This is a genomic window from Desulfopila sp. IMCC35006 (assembly GCF_005116645.1).
In the GTDB taxonomy this organism is placed as follows: Bacteria; Desulfobacterota; Desulfobulbia; order Desulfobulbales; family Desulfocapsaceae; genus Desulforhopalus_A.
Map to the genome: position 1 here is coordinate 123,602 of NZ_SWCM01000003.1, position 26,036 is coordinate 149,637.

General features: G+C 50.5%; 21 protein-coding genes. 4 read left to right on the top strand and 17 right to left on the bottom strand.

Going from position 1 to position 26,036, the window contains the following annotated elements; genetic code table 11:
• From FCL47_RS06795 to FCL47_RS06810, 4 genes are all read right to left on the bottom strand, one after another.
• Complete coding sequence (locus tag FCL47_RS06795; RefSeq protein ID WP_136812732.1) at positions 1-2,106, bottom strand: TolC family protein; 2,106 nt, start codon at positions 2,104-2,106, stop codon at positions 1-3.
• Between the two features lie 119 nt (positions 2,107-2,225).
• Complete coding sequence (locus tag FCL47_RS06800; RefSeq protein ID WP_240744169.1) at positions 2,226-3,572, bottom strand: glycosyltransferase; 1,347 nt, start codon at positions 3,570-3,572, stop codon at positions 2,226-2,228.
• Between the two features lie 11 nt (positions 3,573-3,583).
• On the bottom strand, positions 3,584-4,741 hold the full coding sequence (locus FCL47_RS06805; protein WP_167496403.1) for a hypothetical protein: 1,158 nt from the start codon (positions 4,739-4,741) through the stop codon (positions 3,584-3,586).
• Positions 4,742-5,195: 454 nt separating this feature from the next.
• Positions 5,196-5,798 carry a MarC family protein gene (locus FCL47_RS06810; RefSeq protein WP_136812734.1) on the bottom strand — a complete coding sequence of 201 codons (603 nt, stop codon included), beginning with the start codon at positions 5,796-5,798 and terminating at the stop codon, positions 5,196-5,198.
• Between the two features lie 191 nt (positions 5,799-5,989).
• Here FCL47_RS06810 and FCL47_RS06815 point away from each other — a divergent pair, with 191 nt between their 5' ends.
• The 4 genes from FCL47_RS06815 (at position 5,990) to FCL47_RS06830 (ending at position 9,336) form a co-directional block, all read left to right on the top strand.
• A complete protein-coding gene (locus FCL47_RS06815; protein ID WP_136812735.1) occupies positions 5,990-6,628 on the top strand; it encodes a cyclase family protein in 639 nt (212 codons plus the stop codon).
• A gap of 272 nt (positions 6,629-6,900) precedes the next feature.
• Positions 6,901-8,265 carry a magnesium transporter gene (gene mgtE, locus FCL47_RS06820; protein ID WP_136812736.1) on the top strand — a complete coding sequence of 455 codons (1,365 nt, stop codon included), beginning with the start codon at positions 6,901-6,903 and terminating at the stop codon, positions 8,263-8,265.
• Positions 8,266-8,445: 180 nt separating this feature from the next.
• Positions 8,446-8,868: a universal stress protein gene (locus FCL47_RS06825; protein WP_136812737.1), complete on the top strand. Its 423-nt coding sequence runs from the start codon at positions 8,446-8,448 to the stop codon at positions 8,866-8,868.
• Positions 8,869-8,892: 24 nt separating this feature from the next.
• Positions 8,893-9,336: a universal stress protein gene (locus FCL47_RS06830; RefSeq protein ID WP_136812738.1), complete on the top strand. Its 444-nt coding sequence runs from the start codon at positions 8,893-8,895 to the stop codon at positions 9,334-9,336.
• Between the two features lie 25 nt (positions 9,337-9,361).
• On the opposite strand, the gene FCL47_RS06835 is transcribed toward FCL47_RS06830, so the two are convergent.
• From FCL47_RS06835 to FCL47_RS06895, 13 genes are all read right to left on the bottom strand, one after another.
• Positions 9,362-12,442, bottom strand: a complete 3,081-nt coding sequence (locus FCL47_RS06835) for an efflux RND transporter permease subunit (RefSeq protein ID WP_136812739.1) — start codon at positions 12,440-12,442, stop codon at positions 9,362-9,364.
• Positions 12,439-13,653: an efflux RND transporter periplasmic adaptor subunit gene (locus FCL47_RS06840; protein WP_136812740.1), complete on the bottom strand. Its 1,215-nt coding sequence runs from the start codon at positions 13,651-13,653 to the stop codon at positions 12,439-12,441. The genes FCL47_RS06835 and FCL47_RS06840 overlap by 4 nt, the downstream gene beginning before the upstream one ends.
• Before the next feature lie 5 nt (positions 13,654-13,658).
• Positions 13,659-15,176, bottom strand: coding sequence for an efflux transporter outer membrane subunit (locus FCL47_RS06845; RefSeq protein WP_136812741.1), 1,518 nt, complete (start codon positions 15,174-15,176; stop codon positions 13,659-13,661).
• Between the two features lie 161 nt (positions 15,177-15,337).
• Positions 15,338-16,021 (bottom strand): monofunctional biosynthetic peptidoglycan transglycosylase, encoded by a 684-nt coding sequence (gene mtgA, locus FCL47_RS06850; RefSeq protein ID WP_136812742.1) that lies wholly within the window; start codon positions 16,019-16,021, stop codon positions 15,338-15,340.
• A gap of 80 nt (positions 16,022-16,101) precedes the next feature.
• Positions 16,102-16,989, bottom strand: coding sequence for an HDOD domain-containing protein (locus tag FCL47_RS06855; RefSeq protein ID WP_136812743.1), 888 nt, complete (start codon positions 16,987-16,989; stop codon positions 16,102-16,104).
• Positions 16,990-17,170: 181 nt separating this feature from the next.
• On the bottom strand, positions 17,171-17,833 hold the full coding sequence (locus FCL47_RS06860; protein ID WP_136812744.1) for a YkgJ family cysteine cluster protein: 663 nt from the start codon (positions 17,831-17,833) through the stop codon (positions 17,171-17,173).
• 329 nt (positions 17,834-18,162) lie between these two features.
• On the bottom strand, positions 18,163-20,469 hold the full coding sequence (locus FCL47_RS06865) for a bifunctional diguanylate cyclase/phosphodiesterase (RefSeq protein WP_167496404.1): 2,307 nt from the start codon (positions 20,467-20,469) through the stop codon (positions 18,163-18,165).
• Between the two features lie 34 nt (positions 20,470-20,503).
• Positions 20,504-21,388 carry an HDOD domain-containing protein gene (locus FCL47_RS06870; protein WP_167496405.1) on the bottom strand — a complete coding sequence of 295 codons (885 nt, stop codon included), beginning with the start codon at positions 21,386-21,388 and terminating at the stop codon, positions 20,504-20,506.
• A 488-nt stretch (positions 21,389-21,876) separates the two neighbouring features.
• A complete protein-coding gene (locus FCL47_RS06875; RefSeq protein WP_136812747.1) occupies positions 21,877-23,382 on the bottom strand; it encodes a response regulator in 1,506 nt (501 codons plus the stop codon).
• 85 nt (positions 23,383-23,467) lie between these two features.
• Positions 23,468-23,854, bottom strand: a complete 387-nt coding sequence (locus FCL47_RS06880) for a PleD family two-component system response regulator (RefSeq protein WP_136812748.1) — start codon at positions 23,852-23,854, stop codon at positions 23,468-23,470.
• A gap of 54 nt (positions 23,855-23,908) precedes the next feature.
• Complete coding sequence (locus FCL47_RS06885) at positions 23,909-24,835, bottom strand: methylenetetrahydrofolate reductase (protein ID WP_136812749.1); 927 nt, start codon at positions 24,833-24,835, stop codon at positions 23,909-23,911.
• Positions 24,835-25,500 (bottom strand): methylenetetrahydrofolate reductase C-terminal domain-containing protein, encoded by a 666-nt coding sequence (locus tag FCL47_RS06890; RefSeq protein ID WP_136812750.1) that lies wholly within the window; start codon positions 25,498-25,500, stop codon positions 24,835-24,837. The genes FCL47_RS06885 and FCL47_RS06890 overlap by 1 nt, the downstream gene beginning before the upstream one ends.
• Entirely contained in the window at positions 25,497-25,955 is a 459-nt protein-coding gene (locus FCL47_RS06895; RefSeq protein ID WP_136812751.1) for a hydrogenase iron-sulfur subunit, read from the bottom strand. The genes FCL47_RS06890 and FCL47_RS06895 overlap by 4 nt, the downstream gene beginning before the upstream one ends.
• Positions 25,956-26,036: the final 81 nt, after the last annotated feature.

Genomic DNA, 26,036 nt, shown 5'->3' on the forward strand with positions numbered 1-26,036 from the left:
TTAGTGAGTAGCAGAAGAATTCAGAAGTTGCCGGTAGGATTGCCAGTCTTGAATATACACATCCCCATGCCAGCCTGACTTATAATCTTTCCCCATAAAACGCTGCCGCACCTGTGTAAACGATTTTAATCCCTGATGCGCATAGCTGTTTTCAGGCCCGAGGGACGTTTCGACACTCTGGGCGATTGCAAATTTAATTCCTGGAAACTCTTTAGAAAAACGAGCCATCTGGTCAGCTGCCGCCTGCATCTCTGTTCGATATATCATCACCACAACTCTGTTCAGGGGGAGATTGCTTAAACCACATCCAAAACAAATATTGGTTTGTGTTGTGTCCAGCATCCTGGGGTGGATACTTATTTCAATTGGATGTTCACTGACTTCTGTGGCCACCTGGACAGTTCTGAGCAATTGAGCGGCAAGATATTCCAGACCATATTTTCCGGCATCAAGCTGGGATGGTTCCATATCGAGATGCACACCTGCAAAATCAAAATTGTTGGCAAGTTGCAGAATGTTCATCAGGCGATGCCGGAACTCGGGTAAAATCCACGTTGGCTCGCCAAGCAGCAAACTCACAGTGAGTCCCTGCTGCTGACCGTCAGCCAAAAGCCGCCTCATTTTCGCCTGACCTTCCGGTGTGGCGATATATGCCAATTGCCCCGCATTCAAAGAAACGAGAACATGATCAATTGACTGCTGCTTAAAATCCGCAAAAGGAAAGGGGTAATCAAAAAGGGACGTGGTGTTCCACCAATACACTACGGAACGGGCCGTGGTGTCTTGAGGTGGCAAGGCGAGGGACTTTTGTTTACTGCCGCCAGAAGTTTTACCCGGCGAGGCGTCGGCCAAAGGACGAATAACCGAAGTGTTCTCAGCGACCAGAGACTGCCTCGCTCCACCTTCAGGGCAGAAACGTAAAACCTGGGCGGCACTCTGCAGTAATCGAACTTCACCATCGACGAAATCCGTTGCCGCCCGATAATAGAGATAGCGTGCCCGCTGATACTGTTCCAGGACATCTCCATCAATTCTGTTAATCCGCAGTGTTTTTTCTCGCAGAAGTTCCGTCGCCGCCTGTAGCTGTGAAAGATTGTCTTTTTTTCTTGAACGTTCTGAATCAAGATCCCGTACACGTTCCATCATGGAAAGTTTCAGCTCTTCAGTTTTGGTCATTAATTCCTGTTGATATCGCTGCAGACGTTTCTGCGCGACAACACGACTGCCCGAATCAGCAGCAAATGGATTAAGCGGCATTGCCACGTCCACACTCACTGTCGCGCCGTAACCAAATTCGGTATTAATTTCTTCAGAAGTAGCAGCAAATCCTCTGACAGTTACATCACCTTTGATATCGTTTCTGGAATAGCGCTGTTTTTTGAGTTCCAGGTCAACCAGGTTCTGGTACAAGAGAATTTCCGGAGTTTGATCAAGCGCTGCAAGCACCCCTTCTGAATCTTCACAGCTCACCGGCAGATCAGGTACATAGATTAACGGACTTGCGACTCTGATATGGGTCAGCATCTGAATGATATCACGAGCCCGTTCAGCCGCATTATGGTTAACCCTTCGCTCCCTTTCGACACGGTCCTGCGCAGTAATGAACTCGAAGTAATCTGAGGCCAGCAAATGACCTGCGTCCTTACGCTTTTCCAATACACCGAGGTCTTCCTGTCGGGTGCTGAGAAAAGCATCGGCAAGAAGAATCTTTTGCTCCACTCCCCAGAGTACGATATAGCTCAGACGCAACTGCTCCAGAGCATCAAGACGCCTTATGGCGACCTTCAACCGTCCATTTTCTGCCCCCGCCTCCAGTTCCAACAGCTGAGATTGTTCATCCTTGAATTTGCCAAAAAGTGGGTGGGTCAGGCCTGCAGATATCTGTGTGGGGTAATATTCCTTTCTCGTATCGGTGGTAAGCTGCTCGTTGGTATACCCGCTGCGGGCAGAACCGATAATCTTCCAACCGGCAATTTCCCGTTCATGCTCTAAATCAGCCTGCAGTTCCTCAAGCAATGCCCTTTCTGACTCGACAGAACTGGCGGTTATAACAGCTTGTTCAAGCTCTGCCAGGGGAGCATTGGAGGAAACGCCACCTCTAGGCATCACTTGCGTCCCATTCGCCGGACCAACGCCCGCAGTAAAAAAACAAACCAGCACAATTGACCAGTAAACCGAATAGACACTATTTTTATGCACAGATCGAGATATTGTCGATATCATAGTTAAAATTTTGTTTTTTTCAGCACCCACCATGGTGCCATTGAAGAATCTAAATGAGCATTCTGAACCAACTCTTTAAGTGACGCAATCGCCGACCAGACTCTTACAACAAAAGAAAAAAGTGGAAAAAGCGGCAGCAAAATTATCAAGCCGGCATCCTGCTGTTTTCTTTCTGACAAAAAAACGAAAAATATTGCATACATTCCGACACTCACAATAAGATAGGCCAGATAAACAAACAACATTATAGCCGCAAACAGTTCAGGAGGGAAAACTATGAGGATATACGCAGTATAAATAACTATAAGAAAAGGCATGACAAGTTGAAAAAACAACCCTGTCCACAACATCATAAGAGAATTACGCCATCCCAGAAGTCCCGGCCGAATTCGGGATCTGTGTTTTTTGAGATACAAATAAAACAAATCCCCATCCCAGCGGAGACGTTGATTGAAAAATTGGCGGAGCGTCACAGGAACATCCGTATGGCCAATGGCCCGGGGGGCAAAAACAATACGAAGATGTGGATACCTTCCAAGATATCCTTTTATCCTGATGGTCAAATCGAGATCCTCAGCCGTTCCTGCGTCCCAACCGCCTAATTTTTCCAGGAACTTCTTCCGATGGACACCAAATGCACCGGAAATATTGTTGACAATATTAAATTCACTCAACCCGGTTTTACCCAGATAAATTGAGATCAAATACTCAATTGACTGTAATTTCGTCATAATGGATGCGGCAACATTCCTTACACGCAGATTTCCAGCCACGGAGACCACGTTTTCATCAACAAAAGGCCTTGTTGCTTCAAAAACCATGTCGTTATCAAAAGAGGTATCCCCGTCTAAAGCCATGACAATCTCACCTTTTGCCAGGGTAAGGCCAAGGTTCATTGAAGAAACCCGCCCGCCTCTCTGCCATTTGGGAACAACCCGCAATGTTCTGTTGGGAAAATTACTTACGTATTTCTCCATAGATTTTGCGGCATTATAGGTTGAAATATTCTGGGCAGCACCATCCATAATCGCGAGAATTTCAATCGGTCCGGCATAGATCTGTTCGGTCAGACTGCGAATGGTTCGTTGCACAGCATCTTCTTCTGCATAGCAGAGTGCAATGCAGGAAACAGATGGTATATAGCTGACATTTTGCGATAAACCATACCTTCGTCGCAACACATAAAAAAATACTCCGACGATGATGAGTACGTATAAGGGGAACTCAAGAAACAGCGCAAAAGGAACAAACTTTAAAATAAACTCGTCAAAATGAGCCAAGGGCGCATCGAAAAAACCCTGGAAAATGAACCAGACATTAATAATAAAATTTTCCAGCTGAGCAAACACGATGCGCCTCTTTAATTGCGATTGAGTTCCTGACGGATCATTGCAATAATTTTTTCCGGAGTATCATGCTGATCTGATTCACCAGGTATTGTTACCGCCACAACACGCAAATCCAAAATGTTTCGGTCCTCTTTTTGCGATGTATCAGTTGTCGAGGCTAATATACGATCAATGACTATTTGCCGCTCCTGCACATTCGTTCTGGGCAGCAGAAACCAGATATCGTCTTTTTCGCCCAGGGACGTCAAATCAGTCGTTCTCAACTGTGACTTAACCCGCTTGACATATTCCTCAATGAGTTCAAGCAGACGAGCAATTCCAACCGCACCCTCAATTTCCTCGAAATTAGTGGCTCTGATCGCAAAAACCGTAAATTCCCCATCCTTGTAGCGTTTTGCCATCGAAAAAAGCCAGTTGAATATGTAAGTAAAATATGTGAAATTCACATTCTGCAAACTATCCAGCAGGGCTGACGGTTCTTCAATACGACCGGTTTTCGCAGCAATCACTGCTTTTTCAGTCAGGTGGTAGGTTGTATAGTTCTTAACTTCCAGATCTTCTGTTTCCGTCACTCTTTCACATCGAGGACACGCGGCAACAATGAGAGGCTCCGAGAATGAGCTATGACAGTCACTGCATGTATAGTTTTCTATAGGTCTATCATAATCAGTGCCAATGTGTCGAAGCCGCGCATTGCATTGCGGACATACCAGCTGGCCAGTTTGGGTCCGGAAGACTTTCTCCGGCTGTACAGCACCACAAGTAAAACAGTGTAGAAAAAGATCCTGATGGATATGAATTGAACGACAATTGGTGCAGACATCAACATAATTGGGGTTTGCAAGACCGCAGTGCGGACACCTCCGCAACCTGTCGACCAACACACCCTTTTCCAGCAGCAACCTTTGATTTTGCGCCTCCAGCCAGTCTTCCACCTGCTCGGAAAAACCGATAAGCAGGGCAACAAAGGGATAACTGTAAATAGCAGGAGAATTCCAATCTTTTACCGGGGAAATATCTGTACCACGGACATAGAGATACAGAAGGACCTTAAATAACGGACTCGGGAGAACACTTAATGGATCATAGCCAAGACTATTGATGCGCAGACAAATGGGTTGAGCCAAGGCATACGCCTCATTTATATCCGCTACAATCCCATCAGCCACAGCATCTGCCGGGATGCTGATTGATTCCGTAAGGAAAATTGGCTGCAGACAGAATTGCAAATGACTTCTCAGACGAAAAAGCAAATCCTTTTTGAGATCTTTAGATTTAATATCAAGCACAACACCAGAATATTCAAAAATTGATGGGTTAAATTCACACCCCACCACCTCTGGAGCCGGCAACAAAGATATACTTGAATCCCAGCGATGAGACCTGTCTGTTAGAACCAGTAAAGTTACTTGCCTTGCGTCTGACATATACTCACACTATTTATATTTGATGGTCGCATAGAAAATGAAAATACCATCTAACTCCCCCGAATGTTCAGCTGCTGAACCAGGGTGAGTTTGAGGGGCAATCAGAAAATACAATTTCCAGTCGACCAGGTACCAACCTGACCACATCATGGTAATGGTGCTTGACGTAGCTGGCAATATCCTGTTGCCAAAAGACTCAGTGAAGGTTTAAAAAATTCTGGATCCCGGTGAAAATGATCTGGGCCGCAATGGCGGAAACAAAGAGACCGGTAATCTTTGGCAGGATAACCAATCCCTGCTCGCCGATCAGGCGTTTCATAATGGTTGACAGGTAGAGGATTATTCCCAGGCTCACGACGGCAAGAAAGAGAGCAGCGCCGATGATGAGTTTGTCCATGACGGAACTGGCTTCCGCCCCCATGACCAGGAGCACACCGATGACACCAGGGCCGACAGTCATGGGCATCGCCAGGGGAACAACAGCGATATCATGGTTGCTTGCCTGGCCGGCAGTGTCGTCGTTACCCGAAAGCATGGAGAGGGCAGAGAGGAACAGAATAGTGCCAGCACCTATCCGGAAGGCGTCCAGAGTAATACCAAACAATTCAAAAATATATTTGCCAAAGAGATAGATCACAAACGAACTGATCATCACCGCAATTGTCACCTTCAGCGCAATCCGCTTCTTTTCAAAGTCCTGGAAGTCGCGGGTGAGGGAAAGAAATGCCGAAAGGACGAAGAACGGGGTAAGAATAAAGAAAATCTTTAAATAATAGTTAACGAATGTCTGCAGTTCCAAACCGTATTACCTTAAATTATCGTGTTATCAGGGAGCTGCGTCTTATAGTCAACAACACCTTGACGGTCAAGCTAAAATTGCTGCCCAAAAATCCTCAAGTTGAGTAAAGTAACGTGCCATACCAGAGAATCAAGTATTATAGGGAGAAATCTGCCGATGTCTAAAAGAAAATTACCCACGAGCCGCATCACATGACTGTATTCGACTTAACCCATCCAATAGCCCAGAACATGCCGGTGTATCCTGGTACAGAGCCACCAACAATCACAACTGAATGTTCTATTGACGAGGTAGGTTTTCTTGAAAAGAAGATCACCATGTACTCACATACCGGAACACATGTTGATGCTCCCGCCCATCTGCTGAAAAAACACAACACCCTGGATATGCTGAAAATAGACCACTTCTACGGCTCAGCCTTCCTGTTACGCCACGATGATTCCACGGTGAAATCTATCGGCGTCAATCTCTTACAGCCGTATCAGGATAAAATTCAGGCTGTCGATTTCTTATTGCTCCATACGGGGTGGAGCCAATATTGGGGTTTCAAACAATATTTTGCCGAGTATCCTGTTTTATCTCTGGAAGCGGCACATTGGTTAGGCCGCTTTGGTCTAAAAGGATTCGGGCTAGACACGATATCCGCTGACCCGGTAGACAGTCAAGACTATCCCGTCCACAAAGCTCTACTGCAGAATAATATTATTATCATTGAAAATTTGGCCAATCTGCAAGATCTTCCCTGCAACCGTTTTGATTTTTCCTGTTTCCCATTAAGCATGGCAGATGCTGAGGGCTCACCAGTGCGAGCAGTTGCCTTTATCCAATAACCACAGTTCATAACGGCAATCAGTCCCAACATCATCGCGAAATCCAGCCTCAACCACTGAGCAGTGTACTGTCCTGCGGTAAAGCAGAACAATCAGTGGACCAAAGAATGCCAGCATCATCCCAAGACAAAAGATTTTTTGTTTCATCCAAACTATCAATTGACGACGACCATTCCCGTGAATAAGCTCTGCCGACAGATTCATTTATTTTTTCAAAGCCACCATCCAGATCCGCTCAACATGCTGCCCTGGTATTTTATAAGAGGCTCTCTATGAGTAAAATAATTCCCACCTGGGATATGCTCAGTGATCTGATCGCTACGCAAAACAGCGCCCAGTTGACAGAATTTCTTGAAACACTCAGCCCGTCTGAGACCGCACGGGCTATCTCCCGTCTGGATGAAGACGAGCAGCAGATGCTCTTCAGCCTTCTTAGCCCTGAAGATGCCGCGGACATGATCGAGGATATCCCCGACACCCAGGCTGCCGACCTGGTGGAGGATATGCCATCGGCCCAGGCAGCCGCCATTCTGGAGGAACTGTCCAGCGATCACCTGGTTGATGTGCTCGGGGAAATGGATGAGGAAACCAGTGACGCAATTCTTGCGGTAATGGACAAGGAAGACGCCGAAGAAGCCAGGATGCTGTTGGAATACGACCCGAACTGTGCCGGCGGGTTGATGATTTCCGAATTTCTGGTCTATAGAACCGATCAGACTATCAAGGACGTCCTCAATGATCTCCAGCTCAACCGGAGTGAATACGTTGATTACCATGTGCAATATTTTTATGTCGTTGATCAGAGCGAGAAATTAGTCGGTGTCCTGCGGATGCATGACATGCTGTTTCCTACCCGGGGGACTCAGCTCGACCAGATCATGCTTTCGTCCCCGCTCAGCGTATCCGATAAAGCCTCGCTCAGAGAGCTTGAAGATTTTTTCGAAGAGCATAACCTGCTCGGCGCACCGGTTGTCGACGATGTTGGACGGTTGGTTGGCGTGGTTTTGCCCAATGCCATTGAAGAAGCGATCAACAAACGAAAAACGAAAACGTTTCTTCGCTTGAGCGGTATTATCGGCGGCGAGGAATTCCGGACTATGCCCCTGCTTACTCGATCCGGCCGCCGTCTGTCCTGGTTGAGTATGAATATCGTCCTCAATATCATCGCGGCAAGTGTCATCGCCCTCTATCAGGATACCCTGGCCGCAGTCATCACCCTGGCAGTTTTTCTGCCAATGGTCAGCGACATGAGTGGCTGTTCCGGCAATCAGGCTGTGGCGGTTTCCATGCGCGAACTCTCCCTCGGCCTGGTCCGACCGGGTGAATTGTTATGGGTGCTGGCCAAAGAGGCCAAGATCGGCATCATCAACGGTCTGGTGCTTGGCCTGCTGCTGGGGGGAGTCGCTTTTTTCTGGAAGGGAAATCCATGGCTTGGAATTGTCGTCGGCGGCGCACTGGCAGCCAACACACTGGTTTCCGTCCTCCTCGGTGGGATGCTCCCCCTGGTGCTCAAGAAGTTAAAACTCGATCCGGCCCTGGTCTCCAGCCCACTCCTGACAACCGTCACCGATATGTGCGGCTTCTTTTTTGTATTAAGTTTTGCCGCTGCAGTTTTGCCTAACTTAGGAGGAATGTAACAGACAACGTTGACCGCAAGGGATAAATCTATTCCCTGATCCTTGTCCAGAAAATCAGATGCAATACAATATAGAGAGACTCTATGTATCGGTTCGTTTTAATTTTGGATATTGTCCCAGCACCTTCATAAAGAGTATAGGCTCGAGGGATTAACCTGTTGATTACATGGGAGCTACGCAATGACGCAAAAAAAAATACTGGTCGCAGTTGATGGTTCCGAATATTCCGACAAAGTACTTGAAACCGGAATAGACTACGCAAAACTTTTACAGGCAAAGGTGATACTGGTCCACTGCCATAAAAAATTTCCGGCATTGCTCGGGGAACCGATGAGAAATGACGCCATTTACCACATCCTGCATAACGCAGAACATCTCATCGCCCCCTACAAGAAACGCCTGACCGAAGCAGAGGTAGACTTCGAGGAACGATTAATGGAACAACCAGCCAAAGCGGTGATTCCCGATATCGCCAGGATTGAACAATGTGTATTGATAATTATGGGTTCCCGTGGCTTGACCAATCTTGAAGGGCTGGTTCTTGGCAGTGTGACAACCAGAGTTTTGCATACGGCGCCCTGCTCGGTTCTCGTGGTCAAATAATCGAATATTTCAAGAGAGCGTAAAATGAGCAAAATTACCCACATCATCGTTCCGGTAGATTTTCTACAAACAACCGACAACCTGGTGGAATATGCAGCCTACATGGCGGAGAAACTGCAAGCAGTCCCCCATTTCGTCTACGTTGTTGATATGTATACCGGTGACGGGATACTGGAAGTTCCGTATGTTGAAGAATGCCGGAAGAGACTCCAGACGGCTGCGGAAGAAAAAATGACCAGACTCATTGCCGACAATATCGTTAAATTCCCCGGCTGCACCGGAGAAATACTCCTTGGCGACCCGGTTGAAAAAATTGTCGATTACGCCAGGGAAAAAAATGGAGACCTGATCGTCATCAGCTCCCACGGGGCGAAGGGACTGGAAAAAATTCTGCTCGGCAGTGTCACCAAACGGGTTCTGAAACGGGCCCATTGTCCTGTGCTTATAACAAATCCGTTTAGAAAATAGTCTCCTCACCGCAAACAGCGGCAGCTCACTCTTCCGGCTGTGTAATGGTTTCCTTCCGACGCTTCAGCCACTGCTGCAGTTTCTCCATATACAGATAAAAAACCGGGGTGACGTATAAAGTGAGCGTCTGCGAAAACAGCAGCCCGCCGACAACCGCAAGCCCCAGCGGACGGCGCGATTCGCCCCCGGCCCCGAATCCGAGAGCGATCGGCAGGCCGGCCATCAGCGCGGCCATGGTGGTCATCATGATCGGACGAAAACGGATGACGCAGGCCTCCCGGATTGCGTCATCCGGACTTTTGCCATGCTGCTGGGCGACCACCGCGAAATCGACCATCATTATGCCGTTTTTCTTCACCAGACCGACCAGCATAATGATGCCGACAAAGGCATAGATGGATAAATCCGTCTCAAAGAGCAGCAGCGTCAACAGCGCGCCGAAACCGGCAAACGGCAGGGCGGTCAGAATCGTCAGCGGGTGGATGAAGCTCTCGTAGAGGATGCCGAGCACAATATAGATGACAATAATCGCCAGTCCCAGCAGCCAGCCCATGCTGGCCTGGGAATCCTGGAATTGCTGGGCATTGCCCTGAAAAGAGGCACGAACGCCATCGGGCAGAACACTCGCGGTCAGTTTCTCCAGGTTCTTGACGATATCGCCGAGAGCAATATCCGGGGTGGTATTAAAAGACAGGGTCACCGATGGCAGCTGGCCGGTGTGGTTGATAGACAGGGGTCCGACCCCCTCGTGCATCCTGGCAACAGAGGAGAGCGGCACCAGTTTTCCCTGGCTGGACCGGATGTTGAGCATACTGAGCACCGATGCATCCGCTCGATAACGCGGCAGGAATTCGAGGATCACGCTGTACTGGTCGTTGGTCCCATCGATGGTCGACACGGTCCGGTGGCCGAAGGCACTGTAGAGGGTTTCCTCAATCTGCCGCGGGGATATGCCGAGAAGCAGAGCCCGGTCCCGATCAATATCGATATTGAGTTCGGGATTTTCCAGCTGCAGGTCGCTGGAGACATCGAGCAGGCCGGGTTGCGCCTGCATGGCTTTTTCCAGTACCGTCGAGGCACTGTAGAGCTGGTCAATATCCAGCCCCTGCAAGGTTATCTGATACAGGCTGCGACTGCGGCGGCCACCGACATTGATCGGCGGGCGGTTGATCGGCATGGCCCTGATGCCGGGCACCGAATTGAGTTTGGGACGAAGTTCGGCGATCACCTCTTCCACATTCAACTCGCGCTCTGCCCGCGGTTTTAATACAATCAGCATAAATACCGTATCGGAAACATCCAGCATCAAGCGGTCAACATAAGGATCCTGCCGGGTTATTTCGGCAAGAGCCATACCGTGTTCCACCAGTGCCGGCCAGGAAATGTCCTGGGACGTTTCAGTGGAAACCAGAATCATATCCCGGTCCTCGGCGGGGATAAAACCCTTGGGAACGATATTGAACAGGTAGACGGTGGCGCCCAGCACCATAAAAGATAAAAGCAGTGTGACCAGACGATAACGGAGCACAAAGAGCAGGCTGCGCTCGTAGAGGCCGACCAGTTTCTGATACATGCGCTCACTTGCCTGGTAGATTCGGCCATGATGGAGCAGATGCGGTTCACGCAAAAACCGGCTGCAGAGCATCGGGGTGAGGCTCAGGCTGATAAATCCGCTGACCAGTACGGCGACCCCGATGGTTACCGAAAATTCGCGAAAAAGACGGCCCATGATGCCGCCAAGAAAAAAGAGCGGTATAAATATAGCCACCAGCGATAAGGTCATGGAAATGATGGTGAAGCCAACCTCTTGTGCCCCGTCCAGCGCCGCCTGCATCCGGCTCTTGCCCATTTCCATATGACGAACGATATTTTCCAGCATGACGATGGAATCGTCCACCACGAAACCAACCGACAGGGTCAGGGCCATCAACGACATGTTATCGAGGCTGTAGCCGAGCAGATACATAATGCTAAAGGTGCCGACGATCGACATCGGCAGGGACATGCTGGGAATTGCGGTGGCCGAGATATTGCGGATGAACAAAAAAATCACCATGATCACCAGGGCAAGGGTGAGGAGCATGGTAAACTGGATATCGTCAACGGAGTCTTTAATGGGAATACTGCCGTCACGCAGGATGGTCAGTTTGGTCGAAGCCGGCAGGCTTTCCTCCAGTACGGGCAGGATTTTTTTCACCCCGTTGGCCACCTCCAGGGTGTTCATCCCCGTCTGTTTGTAGACCGCGAGAAAAATCGACTGTGCCTTGGTGGTGCGGGTGAAAAACCAGGCGGCATCCTGATCGTCTTCCACACTGTCGAGAACCGTGGCAATGTCCGAGAGCCTTACCGGGCGGCCATTACGTACGGCAACGATAATATTTTTGTATTGCGCAGCCTCGGTAAGCTGGCCGTTGGCCTGCAGCGTGACCGTTCTGCGGGAACCGGTGAGCTGGCCCATCGGGCTGTTGGAGTTCTGCGCATTAATGGCAGCCGCCACTTCAGCCTCATCCAGGTCAAGCGACTTCATCACCTTTGGATCAAGCTGCACCCGGACGGCATATTTCTGGGTTCCCCGCAGCTGGACCTGCGCTACCCCGAGGACGGTGGAGAGACGCTGACTCATCGTCTGACCATATTGGTCGAGAATGGACAGTGGCAGAGTCGGGCTGCTGAGAGAAATATAGAGAATCGGAATGGCCGCAGGGTTTGCCTTGCGAAAAGATGGCGGTGACGGCATACCGTCGGGCAGCCTGCGGGCAGCATTGGCCAGGGCTGCCTGAACATCCTGGGCGGCGGAATCGATATCGCGCTCCAGAGAAAACTGGAGGGTTATTCGCGTGTTGCCGGTGGTACTCACCGAACTCATCGAGTCGATTCCGGCGATGCTTGAGAACTCTTTCTCCAGGACGGTGGCAACCGTAGAGGCCATGGTGGCCGGACTGGCCCCCGGCAAAGAGGCAGTGACGTTAATCGTCGGGAAATCGACATCGGGCAGATCACTGACCGGCAGCTGTTTATAGCCGATGAGGCCAAAGAGCATGATGCTCAGCATGGTCAGCACGGTCATTACCGGCCGACGGATAAAAATAGCCGACATGGAAATCATGATTTTCCCTGTCCCTCTCTTTTGCCGGATGTATGCTCCTTGGAATTCTCTGACACCTGACGCTTCCGGTCCTGCACTTTTGTTCCGTCGGTGAGCTGCAGCTGGCCTTCGGTAACAACCTTTTCGCCGCCAACCAGACCTTTCTCGACGACCGTCTCTTTATCCACGATCATCGCCGTGGTGACCGGCCGGTCTTCCACCGTCATGTCATCGTGCACGACATAGATATGGGCACCGTCCTGCCGGACCTGGATGGCCTGGCTGGGAACGACAACTGCTCCGGGACGCGTGGTGAGAACCAGTTGGACGTCGACAAACTGGCCGGGCCAGAGATCCTGACCGATATTGGCAAAAGTCGCTTTCAACAGCACGGTTCCGGTACTGGAATCAATCCGGTTATCGAAAAAAGAAAAGGCCCCCGTGAGAGGGTCTCCTTTTACACCGGGAAGCTGCACCTGCAGGCTTTCTGCCGCCTGATATTTTTTTATCTCCGGAAGATTTTTGGCCGGAACGGTAAAAGAAACCTTGATGGGAGTGATCTGGTTGAGAGTCACCATGGCGGTATCGCCGTTGGCCTTGATCAGGTTGCCGGCAGTGACCAGAAGCTCCCCGGTTCGGCCGTCAATAGGCGCGACAATGGAACAGAATTCAAGCTGCAGACGACTGTTTTCCACCGCAGCTTCATCCGCCTGTACCGTCGCGCCCAGGGTGGCGACTCTGGTTGCCGCCGTATCCTCCTGCTCGCTGGAGACATATCCTTTGCCGGCAGCCAGACTATAGCGTTTCTGCTCCTTTCGGGCATTTTCCAGTTCCGCCCGGTCCCTCGCCAGGGTACCCCGGGCCTGATTGAGCTGGGCAATAAAAGGCCGCTCGTCCAGGGTGAAAAGGAGGTCGCCTTTTTTAACGTCGTCACCCTCTTGAAAGTGGACCTTTTTCAGGATACCGGTAATCTGCGATTTTATCGCCACCGTTGCAAAAGGTTCGACAGTGCCGATGGCGCTGAGCGCCACGGGGACATTCTTCACTGCACTGAGACCGATAGTCACCGGCATGGCTTTTTTGGGGCGATCGGCCTTTTCGCGGTGTTTTCCTTTATGTTCCAGGCATCCAGCAAGAAGAAACAGCAGACAAACAACAATCAGGGCAAGGGGTATACATCGGCCACCGGCAGTTCCGGATCGGGCAAGGAAGGAGCGTATCAGATGGTTCATATCGTTTATCGGACGGGGAAAGGTTGTCTCACCATAGAGGCAGAACCCATATCGGTTCCAGAAACTGTTTTATCAGGACCACGGTCCTGCCAGCCGCCACCCATGGCTTTGAAAATGGCCACCATGGCAAGAGCCAGGCGCTGATTGCTTTGCACCAGCTGGTCCTCAGACTGATAGAGGGCTCGCTCGCTTGTCAGGACATTGAGAAAGTCGGCAAGGCCGGTTTCGTAGAGGCCATTGGAGATCCGTACCGCCCTTTGCCCGGAAGCGACGGCTGCACGGAGAATATTCGTGGTGCTCTTTTCTTTGGCAAAAGCAACGAGACCATTTTCTACCTCAGTGAGCGCAGTGAGTACTGCCTGTTCATAGACGGCCAGGGCTGCATCGCGGCGGGCCTTGTTTATTTCGATCCCGGCACGGGCTTTCCCCTGGTCAAAAATGTTCAGATTGAGAGCCGGACCAAGCGACCAGTAGCGACTCCCCGAGGCGACAAGCTCAGACAGGTTGCGGCTCTCTAGCCCCAGCATCCCGGTGAGCGAAAATTTGGGAAAAAGTTCAGCAGTGGACACACCGATCGCAGCGGTGGCGGCGGCGATCCGGCGCTCGGCTGAGCGGATGTCGGGGCGCAGCCTGAGCAGCTCGGACGGAAGATCAATCTGGAGCAGCGGGGGGATGGGAGGAATATCCGCCGACGGGGTCAGCTCAGTGACTAAATTCTCCGGCGTTTGTCCAAGAAGCAGAGCCAACTGATGCATGAACTGCCGGACCGAGGTTTCCAGGGCAGGCACCTGCGCTCTGATCAGTGACAACTGGGTCTCGGCCTGGACCAGGTCAAGTTCGTTGCCGAGTCCTATCTCAAAACGCCCCCTGACCAGCTCGACCGTCTTCTGCTGGCTGGCGATGTTGCGCCGGGTGGTCGCAAGTCGCATCTGTTGACCGCGCAGCTCGATATAATTCCTCACCACCTCGGCCTGCAGAGAGACCTGGACATCACGCAAATCCTCCTGGCTTGCGGCAAGGCTGGCGTCTGCCGCTTCAGTGGAACGACGAACCCCACCGAAAATATCCAGCTCCCAGCCGGCATCAAAACCAAGCTGAAACAGGTCCTGACTTTTACCCGATGCAGAGCTGTTGTCACTGCTCCGACTGTGGCTTGCTGCCGCACCACCGGTGATCGATCCGGTTGCACCGGCTATGCTGCGCTGGGCCCGGGCTTCCCGGATGTTCGCCTCGGCAATTCTCAGAGTATTATTGGAGGCGACAGCCCTTACCACCAGTGTGTTGAGCAGCGGGTCGCCAAACAGCGTCCACCACTGAGCTGCCTGTCCGCCGGCCGGTTGAGTAAAATCGGCACCACGTACCTGCCATTGCCCCGGCATATGCGTTGCCGGAGGCTCATAGTCAGGCCCAACCGGTGCACAGGCGGCGAGAACAACAAGGCAGAAGAAAACCATGGCCAATCTGCCATAGCGCCATGGACTGCGTGCCCCGTGTCTTTGTGAAGGAGAAATCTGATTCTTCAAAGGATCCAGCTTTTTGAACTGCTTATATAGGGAGATGCCAGTATTTGGTTTGTAATAGTAGTATACTCAGTTGCTCGATTCCAGTACAGATAATCAATTTCAGCAGGCCCACTTTTTTTAAATGCCTCTTGTGGTGCTCTTTGTACTCCCCCTTTTGCGGGCTATAAGTTCAGTTCCCCCAGCTGGCCCATTTGTCCTAAAATCCAGTGGATCCGGCCTTTAATATAAGGACTTGGCGGATTAGCGCTGTACTCGCGAGGATTAGGCAGGACCGCAGCAATCGCTGCAGCCTGTGTTTTTGAGAGATTTCGGGCATCTTTTTGAAAATAATGTCGGGAAGCCGCTTGCGCGCCATATATTCCGTTGCCCATCTCTATGCTGTTCAGATACACCTCAAGAATACGCTGTTTACTCCAGACAATCTCAATGAGGATGGTAAAATACACCTCAAGCCCCTTGCGAATCCAGCTCCTGCCCGGCCAGAGAAATACATTTTTTGCCGTTTGCTGTGAGATGGTACTGGCTCCGCGCAGGCGTCTTCCTCTCTTTTTCGAGGCTTCCACCGAACGTTCAATCGCTTTGATATCCACACCGAAATGATTCATAAAATTCTGGTCCTCGCTGCAGATCACCGCCAGGGCCAGGTTTTTCGAAATGGCATCCATAGAAACCCAGGAATGTTTCAATCGCAGCTCTTGACCTGCCAGCACCTGTTCGACGGAACGGATCAGCATGAGTGGCGTAACAGGAACAGGCATGAACCGGAACAAGACAACAAAAAAGAAGGTCGAGCCAAAAAAACAGATGGCGGCTTTCCACAAAAATCGAGATATTTTATTGCTCACCTGCTTTCCTGTCTTGTTTCGCAGACTCTCTTTATGTCCGGCAGACCTGACAACACGGAATCGCCCTCGCCTTTCCTTCCTCAATGGAAAAACGCTTCGTTCAGCGCACTGCCCTGTTCATGGTTGTTTACCAACCAGTGAAACCATCCGGTTATTGCTGCATCTTCCAAAGATCGACCAAAATCAGACCACTGCGATTGCACATCAGGCAAAGAGGTATGTACTACCGCGAGGATATCATCGTCTTCCATCAATTCCCGGTTGCAGCAATAAAATGAGAACAGATCGGCCAGCTGGATAACATGCGCAAGGATTTTTTCCTTTACCGCTTCTTCAGGCCGGTGGTGATAGGCAACCGCGGTAATTAAATTTTCCGGGAAATACCATTTTTTCAGCAACTGCCCACCTAACATATCGTGGGTAAAAGAAAACATCTGCAGCTCATCGTACAGCGTCTGCTCATTGCTCAATCCGGCCATCCAGCGTTCGGGGCCATAGTCTTCGGCGAAAGTCTGCAGCATGATCAGTTTGCCGATATCATGAATAAGACCGCCCATAAAGGCTATTTCAGGGACAATATGCAGATCCTGGGCGATAATCCTGGCGGCCATTGCGCACGCGAAGGAATGCGTCCAGAATCGATCGACAAAGGGTTTATGCTGTCTGGCCAATTTGCTGAACGAATTAATCAACGCTTTGGTCAGGGCAATTCGCTGTACTTCGTTGAAGCCCAGAATCACGACAGCCATCTTGAGGGAATCGACCTTCTGGGGACGCCCGAACAGAACGGAATTGGCGATCTTAAGAACCGTCAGGCACAGAGACTGGTCTGAATGAATGGTGTCGACAACCTCTTTTACCGAACAACCAGGGTCATTGGTGACTTTCATCAATCTGATCACCGTCATCGGCAGAACCGGAAATGAGTCGATATACTGTTTGATCAGCGCAGATTTGGAAGTTTTCATGTGCCGGCTGGTTAAAAGAAGGTTCCTCTTACCCGGATACGCCCTGCAGGTACCATAGGGATCACCTTGTCAACTACAGAATTTTACACCACCTTCAGTATATAGACTAGGAGAATTATCTCCCTTTTTCCGCGCCGCCAGGAAAAAGAATACTCCGAGGCAATCTGTGGCCTGTAAACTCTCAGGCTGCCCGTCGGCTTGGCGGGGAGTGGGGAAGCACAGGTTTTGTCGGTGGAAGTTCATGATCACTCGGCCTGCCGGATAAATCAGCACCGGATAATTCAAGCATTATGCCAACCTTGAGCAGGGCGTCCCGCAATGCCATGTTTATCGGCATGCGCACTGTCCCGAGACCGGGATGCAAAGCAGTTATACGCAAACCCGAATCAACAAAAAGAGGCAGCGGTGCGTGTGGATCGGCAAGTTCGATTTCGCGGCTGCCGGCACTGTTTTTTTCCTTCATTACCCGACACATTGCCAGCCGGGCAATCCCCTGCCTGTCACGGTTTCCGGCAAATCCGAAGAGTCGGCAAACCACGGCCCTGTATTTATATTGGGTACATCCCCAGAAACCGGCGTCCGTCATATCGGGACGATACAGGATACACCGCTTGTCATGGCCATTTTTCTCAAGCCGTTTCAGAATAAATTCCGCCTGCAGGGTGCGAAACAACTCGAATGCCAGAGGAATACACTCCAGCACCGTTGCCTCCACCTTTTCCGACAGACAGCAATGGCCGCAGCCGTCCGGACAGGAAAGTCCGGTCCGGGAAGCAAATTGGGCCACAGCCATATCCAACACCCGATACACCTCGAGAACCTCGAACTCCAACTGCTGCAGCATAAGAACAGCGCGATCGCCTGTGAATTTTTGAAAAAACCCCGAAGATCCAAGTTCGTGGCAGAATATTTCCTCACTTGTTGCAAGAAAACAATCCAGCCAGGATACTTACGCCGGCTCTATCATAGCTTACCGGGGTTCGGGAAAGAATAAATGAAACGCTCTATCAGTGAAGGCTCAGATACTTAAATGATTGCAAAAAATAATGCAATATCGATCTCGATCATCCAATAAATTTTCAGATATCGCCCAGGGGCAAACAAAAAGCCATATCGCCCCTTACAGCTGCAAATGCCTGCCAGGAGCCACAGGACACAAATGACGCATAGCGGTTAAATGTGGATATCGCAAACCATGGTTGATTCAATCATTTCAGTAAAGCTTTCAACAGGAAGCGGTTTGCTGAAATAGTACCCCTGATACACTTTGCACCCTTTTCTGTTGAGATAACCAAGTTCCAGTTCGGTCTCTACACCCTCGGCAATAACCTCCAGCCCCAGATTGTGGGCCATCATGATGATAGTATCGACCAGCACGATATCATGACTGGCATCTTTGATATCGTTGACAAAAGAACGATCGATCTTGAGCGTATTCAGCGGCAGGCTCTGCAGGTAGCTCAGTGAGGAGTAACCGGTACCGAAATCATCTACAGAAAATTTAATGCCCATTTGCTGGAGCAGCCTTATTTTCTGGACAATATCACTCCCGGTAGAAACAAGACTTCCTTCAGTCAGTTCGATCCCCAGATGGTGCGGATCAGCTCCGGTCTCGCTGAGGACGGCACTGACCGTGGCAACGAAATCAGGGACATCAAACTCTTTCCCGCTGATATTGACGGAAATTGTCTGTGCCTCACCAAGCAGGCCGGCATCCATCCATTTTTTGATGTTCCGGCAGGCCTCTCGCAATACCCATTGACCGATCTCCAGCATAAGCCCTGTTTCTTCTGCTATCTCGAGAAAATCGCCAGGAGGGACAATACCTCTTTCCGGATGACGCCAGCGGAGCAAAGCTTCCGCACCGAGAACTTTGCCGGAGCTATCAACCTGCGGCTGATAGAACAGGACAAATTGTTTTTCCTCCAGGGCTTTTCTAATCTCGGTATTAAGGCGCAACCGTTCATCGGCCGCCTCCTGCATGGTTGGCAGAAAAAAGTGCACTGCATTACGACCGGCAGCCTTGGCCCGATACATTGCGGTATCTGCCTGTTTGAGGATATCATCGACGCCCATATCATCTTTGGGAAAAAGGGTGACGCCGACGCTGGGGGTTATCTGCAGATCCCGCCCCTCAATCTTGCAGGGGGCAGAAACACAAAGGCAAAGTTCTTCGGCGATGCCCCGCACCTTATGCGCTGCCAATCCGATGGAAGTATCCAGCTCGGTGAGAATAATAATAAATTCATCTCCGCCCATCCGGGCGGCGGTATCTTCTCGTCGGATACATTCGGAAATCCTGTCTGCCACAACTTTGAGCAATTCATCGCCTACCGAATGGCCCAGGGAATCGTTAATCGTTTTAAAATTATCCAGGTCTAGGAACAGCAATGCGCCATAGTGACCATGCCGCCTGGATCGAGCTATTTCGTTGTTCAGGTATTCGAGCAGCAGCCGGCGATTGGGCAGCCCGGTCAGCGAGTCATACGAGGCATAATACTGAATCTGCTCCTCTGTCAGTTTTTTTTCGGTAAAATCTTCAACAATACCGACCCCGCCGGCTATGGTCTGATCCAACAAACTTATTGCTTTTAAAAAAGCCCGGATTGGCCTCGTTGCGTCACCGGTAACGGAAGTGTAACTGCCTTCATAGTACCCTTCACCGATTGTCAGAGAATCCCTGATGGCCCGGAGCATTTTTTGTTCCTGGAGCACGTCAATCATTTTTACCCCGATAAGCAGCTCCCGCGTGGAACCAAGGATTCGGAGCAATTCCTCATTGCAGTCAACAATTACACTGTCCGCATCATAGTGAAAAATTCCTAAAGGAGCATTGATAAAAATATGCCGATACCGCTGTTCGCTGACTTTAAGAATTTTCTCCCGATCGATACTTTGCAGTCGTAACTGAATATTTTCCTGCAGGTTTTTACTGATCTTCATTGCACCGATCAGAGTGACCGCCCAGAAGAGAAAAACCAGGAGCCCCTTGAACATGCCTTCGCCAGTGCCCAGGGTCAGCATTTTTATGGTCAGAGGCAGGAGCAGCAGACTCACATATCCAGTAATAACCGGCAAAACCGGGCAGAGTGAAAAAACGCCCCCGCCCGCCATTCCGATCAGAATGACGATAAGCATTACCTGATGTGAGAGGCTGTCGGTGGGAAACAGAAAAAACGAGGCTGCCCCCCATACCGTCGCGATGGCATAGGTTCCAATCAGAAAACGCCGGTACCAGTAATCTTCATTGACGACTTTTGCCCCTTGTCTGGCAAAGTGTAACAAAAGACGAATTCTGAGTGTGGAAACAGAGAAAAATACCGCCATCCAGCCAACAAGGACAGAATGGTCAACGACGGCCCACAACGCACAGCATAAAAGCGCTGCACATACAACAGAAAAGATTACCGGTACCATAGAGTTGGCAAACAGCAGCTGTACCTGTTCTCTGAATACTTTAGTTGCTGTGTGTTTCAACATTATCATAGAGCCGGGCAAAAAATAAGATCAACATTCAACTGGAAAAAGCCTCTTTCAGGGTACAACCCTGGTCGTAATTATTTACCAGCCAATCAAACCATCTATATACTGCATCGACATCCCAGTCCAATCCACAGCTTTGCCATGTAGATTGTATATCGGGCAGAGAGTTGTGCATTGCAAGCAGGAAATCGTCTTTTCCGATTGATGTCTGGTTGCAGCAATAAAACGACAGGAAATCGGCCAATTGAATAACCGAGGCAACGTCTTTCTCCGCGGTTGCCTTATCAGGGAAATGATGCGCTTCAACAGCAGCAATGAGATTTGCCGGGAAGAGCCATTTCCGCAGCAGATGTCCTCCGACTCTGTCATGGGTGAAAGAAAAAGTGTGCAGCTCGTCACGGTGAAACTGTTCAGTGCTTAAGCCAAGCATCCAGTCCAGGGCATAATCATAGGCAAAAGTTTCCAGCATGATCAGTTTTCCTATATCGTGAATAAGTCCGCCCATAAAAGCGATATCAGGAGAGATATTCAGATCTTTCGCCATGATCCTGGCCACCATGCCACAAACAAAAGAATGCTCCCAGAACTTATCGATTGAGGCTTTGTGCTGCCTGGCTACTTTACTGAACGAGTTGATAAGAGCCTTGGCCAGGGCAATTCGCTGCACTTCATCAAACCCAAGGATCGACACAGCCGTTTTGATTGAATCAACCCTGTGGGGACGACCGAACAGAACAGAATTTGAAATTTTCAGAACCGTCAGGCACAGAGATTGGTCGGTAAGAATAACATCAATGACCTCTTGCGCCGAACTGGCCGGGTTACTGGTAACTGTCATCAGCCGCATCACCGTTACAGGTAGAACCGGAAAGGAGTCGATATGCTGTTTGATCAGTTCATGCCTACGTGTGTCCATCTTGATTCTTTGTATAATTCTTCTTGAAAAACAGTTCTCCGCAGAAATCATCCTCCGCCTCAAATCTCAATATATCACAAGGTGGTCGCCTTTACCTAATTGGCGACGGAAAATTTTGTTGATTCATTCTTTATTCTGATTACCCCTCAAGCTCAGCTTGTCGAAATGGAAGGGTGTGGGCTGTTTGTTTTACGGGTCTCTGCAGCCAAGGATGGCTGCAGCGAAGCCCCCAGGGATGGGTTTACGGCGTCCCGGGAAACGAACAGCCCACACCCTGTTTCAGTAGCTGAACTTGAGGGGTAATCAGATTCTTTATTTACAATCAGGATTTAAGCTTGCTGGCAAGTGACGGGAAAAAAGCAGGATCAGCGGCAATAACCGGAGAAGGGAAGTCGACAGCTCTACTCGTTACAACGGGAAAACAGACAGGCGGCGGAAACCAACGCACACCGCCTGTATCTGTCATGGATTTTTTTTGTGCTTTCTGCTTAATCAGCCAGCTGAAGCGCCGATTCCGGGGTGCCGTTCATCTGCACAAGAGGAAAACTCAAGATAAAGGTTGTCCCCACATCCGGAGTTGACTGGACATCGATGTAGCCCTGGTGGGCTTCAACGACCTCTTTTACGAGAGCCAGGCCAAGTCCGGAACCGGTAATATGCCGGGTGGCCTTGCCCTTTACCCGGAAAAAGCGATCAAAGATATGCGGGATATCTTCCTTGCTGATCCCGATCCCTGAATCTTGTACCGAAAAATTGGCAAAACCTCCCGAGACGGAGGTGGAGAGGACCACCCGCCCTCCATCCGGGGTATATTTCACGCTGTTGGAGACGATATTCATCATCGCAGTGCGCATATGGTCGTAATCCACATTAAACCACCACTCCTCGCCGCACGGCTCATAACTGAGGTGTATGTTCTTTGCATCCGCCTGCGGTCTGGTAATATCGATGACTTCGCGGATCATATCCTCGCCCTTCACCGGTTCAAGGTTGAAAACAACGGTACCGCTCTCCAGTTTTGACAGATTGAGCAGGTTGTCAATGAGACGGAGCAGATCCTTGGTCCGGGTAGTCATCCGCTTATGCAGTGCATTGCAGGAACTGGCCGCCTCATGCACACAGCCTACCTGCAGGGCGTAGATCATCTGTTCGACAGAGGCCAGAGGCGATTTCAATTCATGGGCCACCATGGCAACGAAATCGGACTTCATCCGGTCTATTTCCTTATGGGCACTGACATCCTCAAAAGTCGTCACTGAACCGATGACTACTCCCTGCTCGGTGGTCACCGGAGAACAGTAGGCGCGCAGGTACTTGCGGGAAATAGACCCGGGGGCGAATTCCCTGGTGACGACCACCGACTTACTCACCGCTTCTTTCACCATGGCCGCCGCAGCCTGATCCCGGATCGAAGCACTGAGGGGCTTGCCGATTACCGGATCAGTCTGTATCTCGAGAATCTTGATCGCCGCAGGATTATGCAATACGACGACACCGTCCGCATCGGTTATGAGGACCGCCTCAGCCATACAGCTGAATACCGATTTCAGACGGCTCTGGGACTTATCGATGGCCTCAAGCCCACGGTTTTTCTCCTCCCGCAGCTGTTCGGTTTCGGCGCGCATGGACAGCTTATCAATGGCCCGATCAACCACCACCCGGATATAATCCGGGGTGAACGGCTTGCCGACAAAATCAAAGGCGCCCTGCTTCATGGCGGTTACGGCTTTACTGACCGTGGCAAAACCGGTTATAACGATAACCTGCACATGGGGTTGATTTTCCCGTATCCAGTCAAGAACCCCAAAGCCGTCGAGACCCGGCATCATGAGATCAGTCAGCACGATATCGAACTCCTGCTCCTGTAACAATGCCAGACCGCGGTCTCCGTCTTCAGCCTTGACTATATGGTAGCCTCTTTTGGCCAGGGCTCGTTCGACACCTTCCCGAATAACCTTTTCGTCATCGATGATCAGTATGCGCACTTTATCCATAGCATTTTCCCGGTTGCTGAGGGGAGAAACTTCATTTTTTTGCCGCTCCTCGCGCTGGGCACGCAAGGAGTGGCAGGAGATCTGCTTATTTTAACCAGCTTTTAATCAGTTCCAGCAATTCGGCCGGTTCGACCGGTTTTGGCATATAATCCTCCGCTTCACTTTCCAGCATGTCCCGATGGGTGTAGGTGCTGGTTGTCACCCGGTCGGCGACAGCGGTCAGGAGAATAATCGGGATCTTGGCCGTTTCCTTATTGCTTTTCAGTTTGACACAGGTTTCGTGGCCGTTCATGACCGGCATCATCACATCCAGCACAATGAGATCCGGTTTTTCTTCCGCAACCGCTTCAAGCCCTTCTTTGCCGTCATAAGCCACCCTCACGTCATAACCGCCACTTTCGACTATTACTTTGACCGCTTCAACAAAATCAGGATCGTCGTCAACCAGCAGGATCTTTTTTTTCTCAGCCATTTCTTTCCTCCGTTATGAGTGCTCAATGATTTTTTTCGCTCTCTTCCTCTTTCTTTACTCCACAACAGGTCGGGGCAGCAGTCCGGCACCGCCAACGATTTCGGCCAGTTTTTCCTCCCATTCGATGGCCATTACATGGACACCGGCAATTCCCTCCATCTCTTTGAGTTCCTGGATCTGTTCAATACACATTTCGATGCCTTTATCCGCCTGTTTTTCTTTGGGCTCGGCAGCGATACGGTTGACCACTGCATCGGGAATATCCATACCGGCAACCATCTTGCGCATGAATTTTGCCATGCCGGCCGATTTCAACGGGGTGACTCCGGCAAGAATCTTTATCTTTTCCGGCAACCCCTCTCTTTTGGCCAGCTCCATATATTTCTTGAATTTCTCCATATTATAGATGCATTGGGTCTGAACAAAATCAGCTCCGGCCTCCATCTTCAATTTAAGGCGCGGCACCCGGATCTCAAAGGGGTCGGCAAAGGGGTTCACCGCACAGCCGATATAAAACATCGGCGCCCCCTGGAGTTTATCTCCGGACGGGAACACCCCGTCATCACGCATGGTTTTGGCCAGGTGAATGAGCTGCATCGAGTCGATGTCAAAGACATTTTTCGCCTGCGGGTCATCGCCGAATTTCTGGTGATCGCCGGAGAGGCAGAGGAGGTTGCGCACCCCCATGGCCGAGGCCCCGAGCAGATCCGACTGCAGGGCGATCCGGTTGCGATCGCGGACCACCATCTGAATGAGTGGTTCTATCCCCTCCTCTTTAATGAGCAGACAGCCGGCCAGCGAGCTCATGCGCACCACTGACGTCTGATTATCGGTAACATTACAGGCATCGACGTTACCTTTGACAAAAGCCGCCTTCTTCCGGACGATATCCGGGTCGGCTCCGCGGGGAGGACCGCATTCCGCTGTGACCGAAAAGTGTCCTGCCGCCAGTACCTTTTCCAGGTTGCTTCCCGATTTCATTAGATCATATCCTCCCTGATAATTCGGCGTGGACCGCCATCTCTTGAGGAATTCCATCCCTTGTAAGGTTTCAGTTTGCCATAATTTTCCATCTGATTCAGGGCCACCAGCCGATCGATAATCAGCTGCCAGCCGCATTTAGTCTCTTTATCCACTTCACAGATTCCCTGTACCGAACCGCCACAGGGGCCATGGAAAAGTGATTTGGCACAGCGGGTAACCGGACAGATGCCCCCGGTAAGATGCAGGACGCAGTCGCCGCATCCCTGACATCTCTCCGACCACTCCCCCTGCCGTTCGGTAACTCCGAGAAAGCCGGTATTAATCCCCGGCAAAAGCGGCGTGGTGGTAAATTTTTCGGCCAGAAACTGGATCCCCGCCCCGCAGGCGATAGACAAAACCGCTTGATAATCGGTGACATACGGCCGCATCTGCTCGACATACTCGGGGTCACACTGGCGTTCGAGGCTGACCTCCCGGATGTTGATGGTCCGGCCCGCCGCCTCTCTTGCCAGCCTTAAAGTCGAGGCCAGTACCTGGACCTCCTTTTCCCCGCCAACACGGCAGACAGTTACACAACCATGACAACCGGCCAGGACGATATTGTCATATGGCTCAAGCATCTCCATGATCTCTTCAATGGGTTTCGGTGTTCCGGTAATCATGTTGTCTCCTTCGCTGTTACCGCTTCAGTCTTTGTTGCACCACGCACCAGATTGATGGGGCTTGGCCCGACCTCCCGGATCTGATTGACAAACTCATTGGCAAAAGCGGCGAATTTTGAACCTTCTCCGGCACTGAGGTTGTACATTCTGATACGGTTGGGTCCGATTTTTATCCGCTCGAGAATTGCATACACCCGCTCAACACGAGCGCGGGCCCGTATATTTCCCGAGATATAATGACAATCCCCCTCCAGACAACCGATTACCATCACGCCATCCGCCCCGTTTTCAAAGGCCTTCAGCAGCAGTGACTCGTCAATGCGTCCGGTACAGGGCAGCATGACTATACTGATTGCCGGGGGATACGATCTTCTCTCCGAACCTGCCAGGTCCGCGGCAGAGTACGCTCAGTGGCGGCAGGCAAAAACAATGACACTGGGTGAAAAGTCATGCATGGTTTTTATTCCTTTAGGGGTTTAGTGACTTAGAAAGTCTTTTTCGGCTTTTTGAAAAAGACTTTCGTGAAGGAACTTACC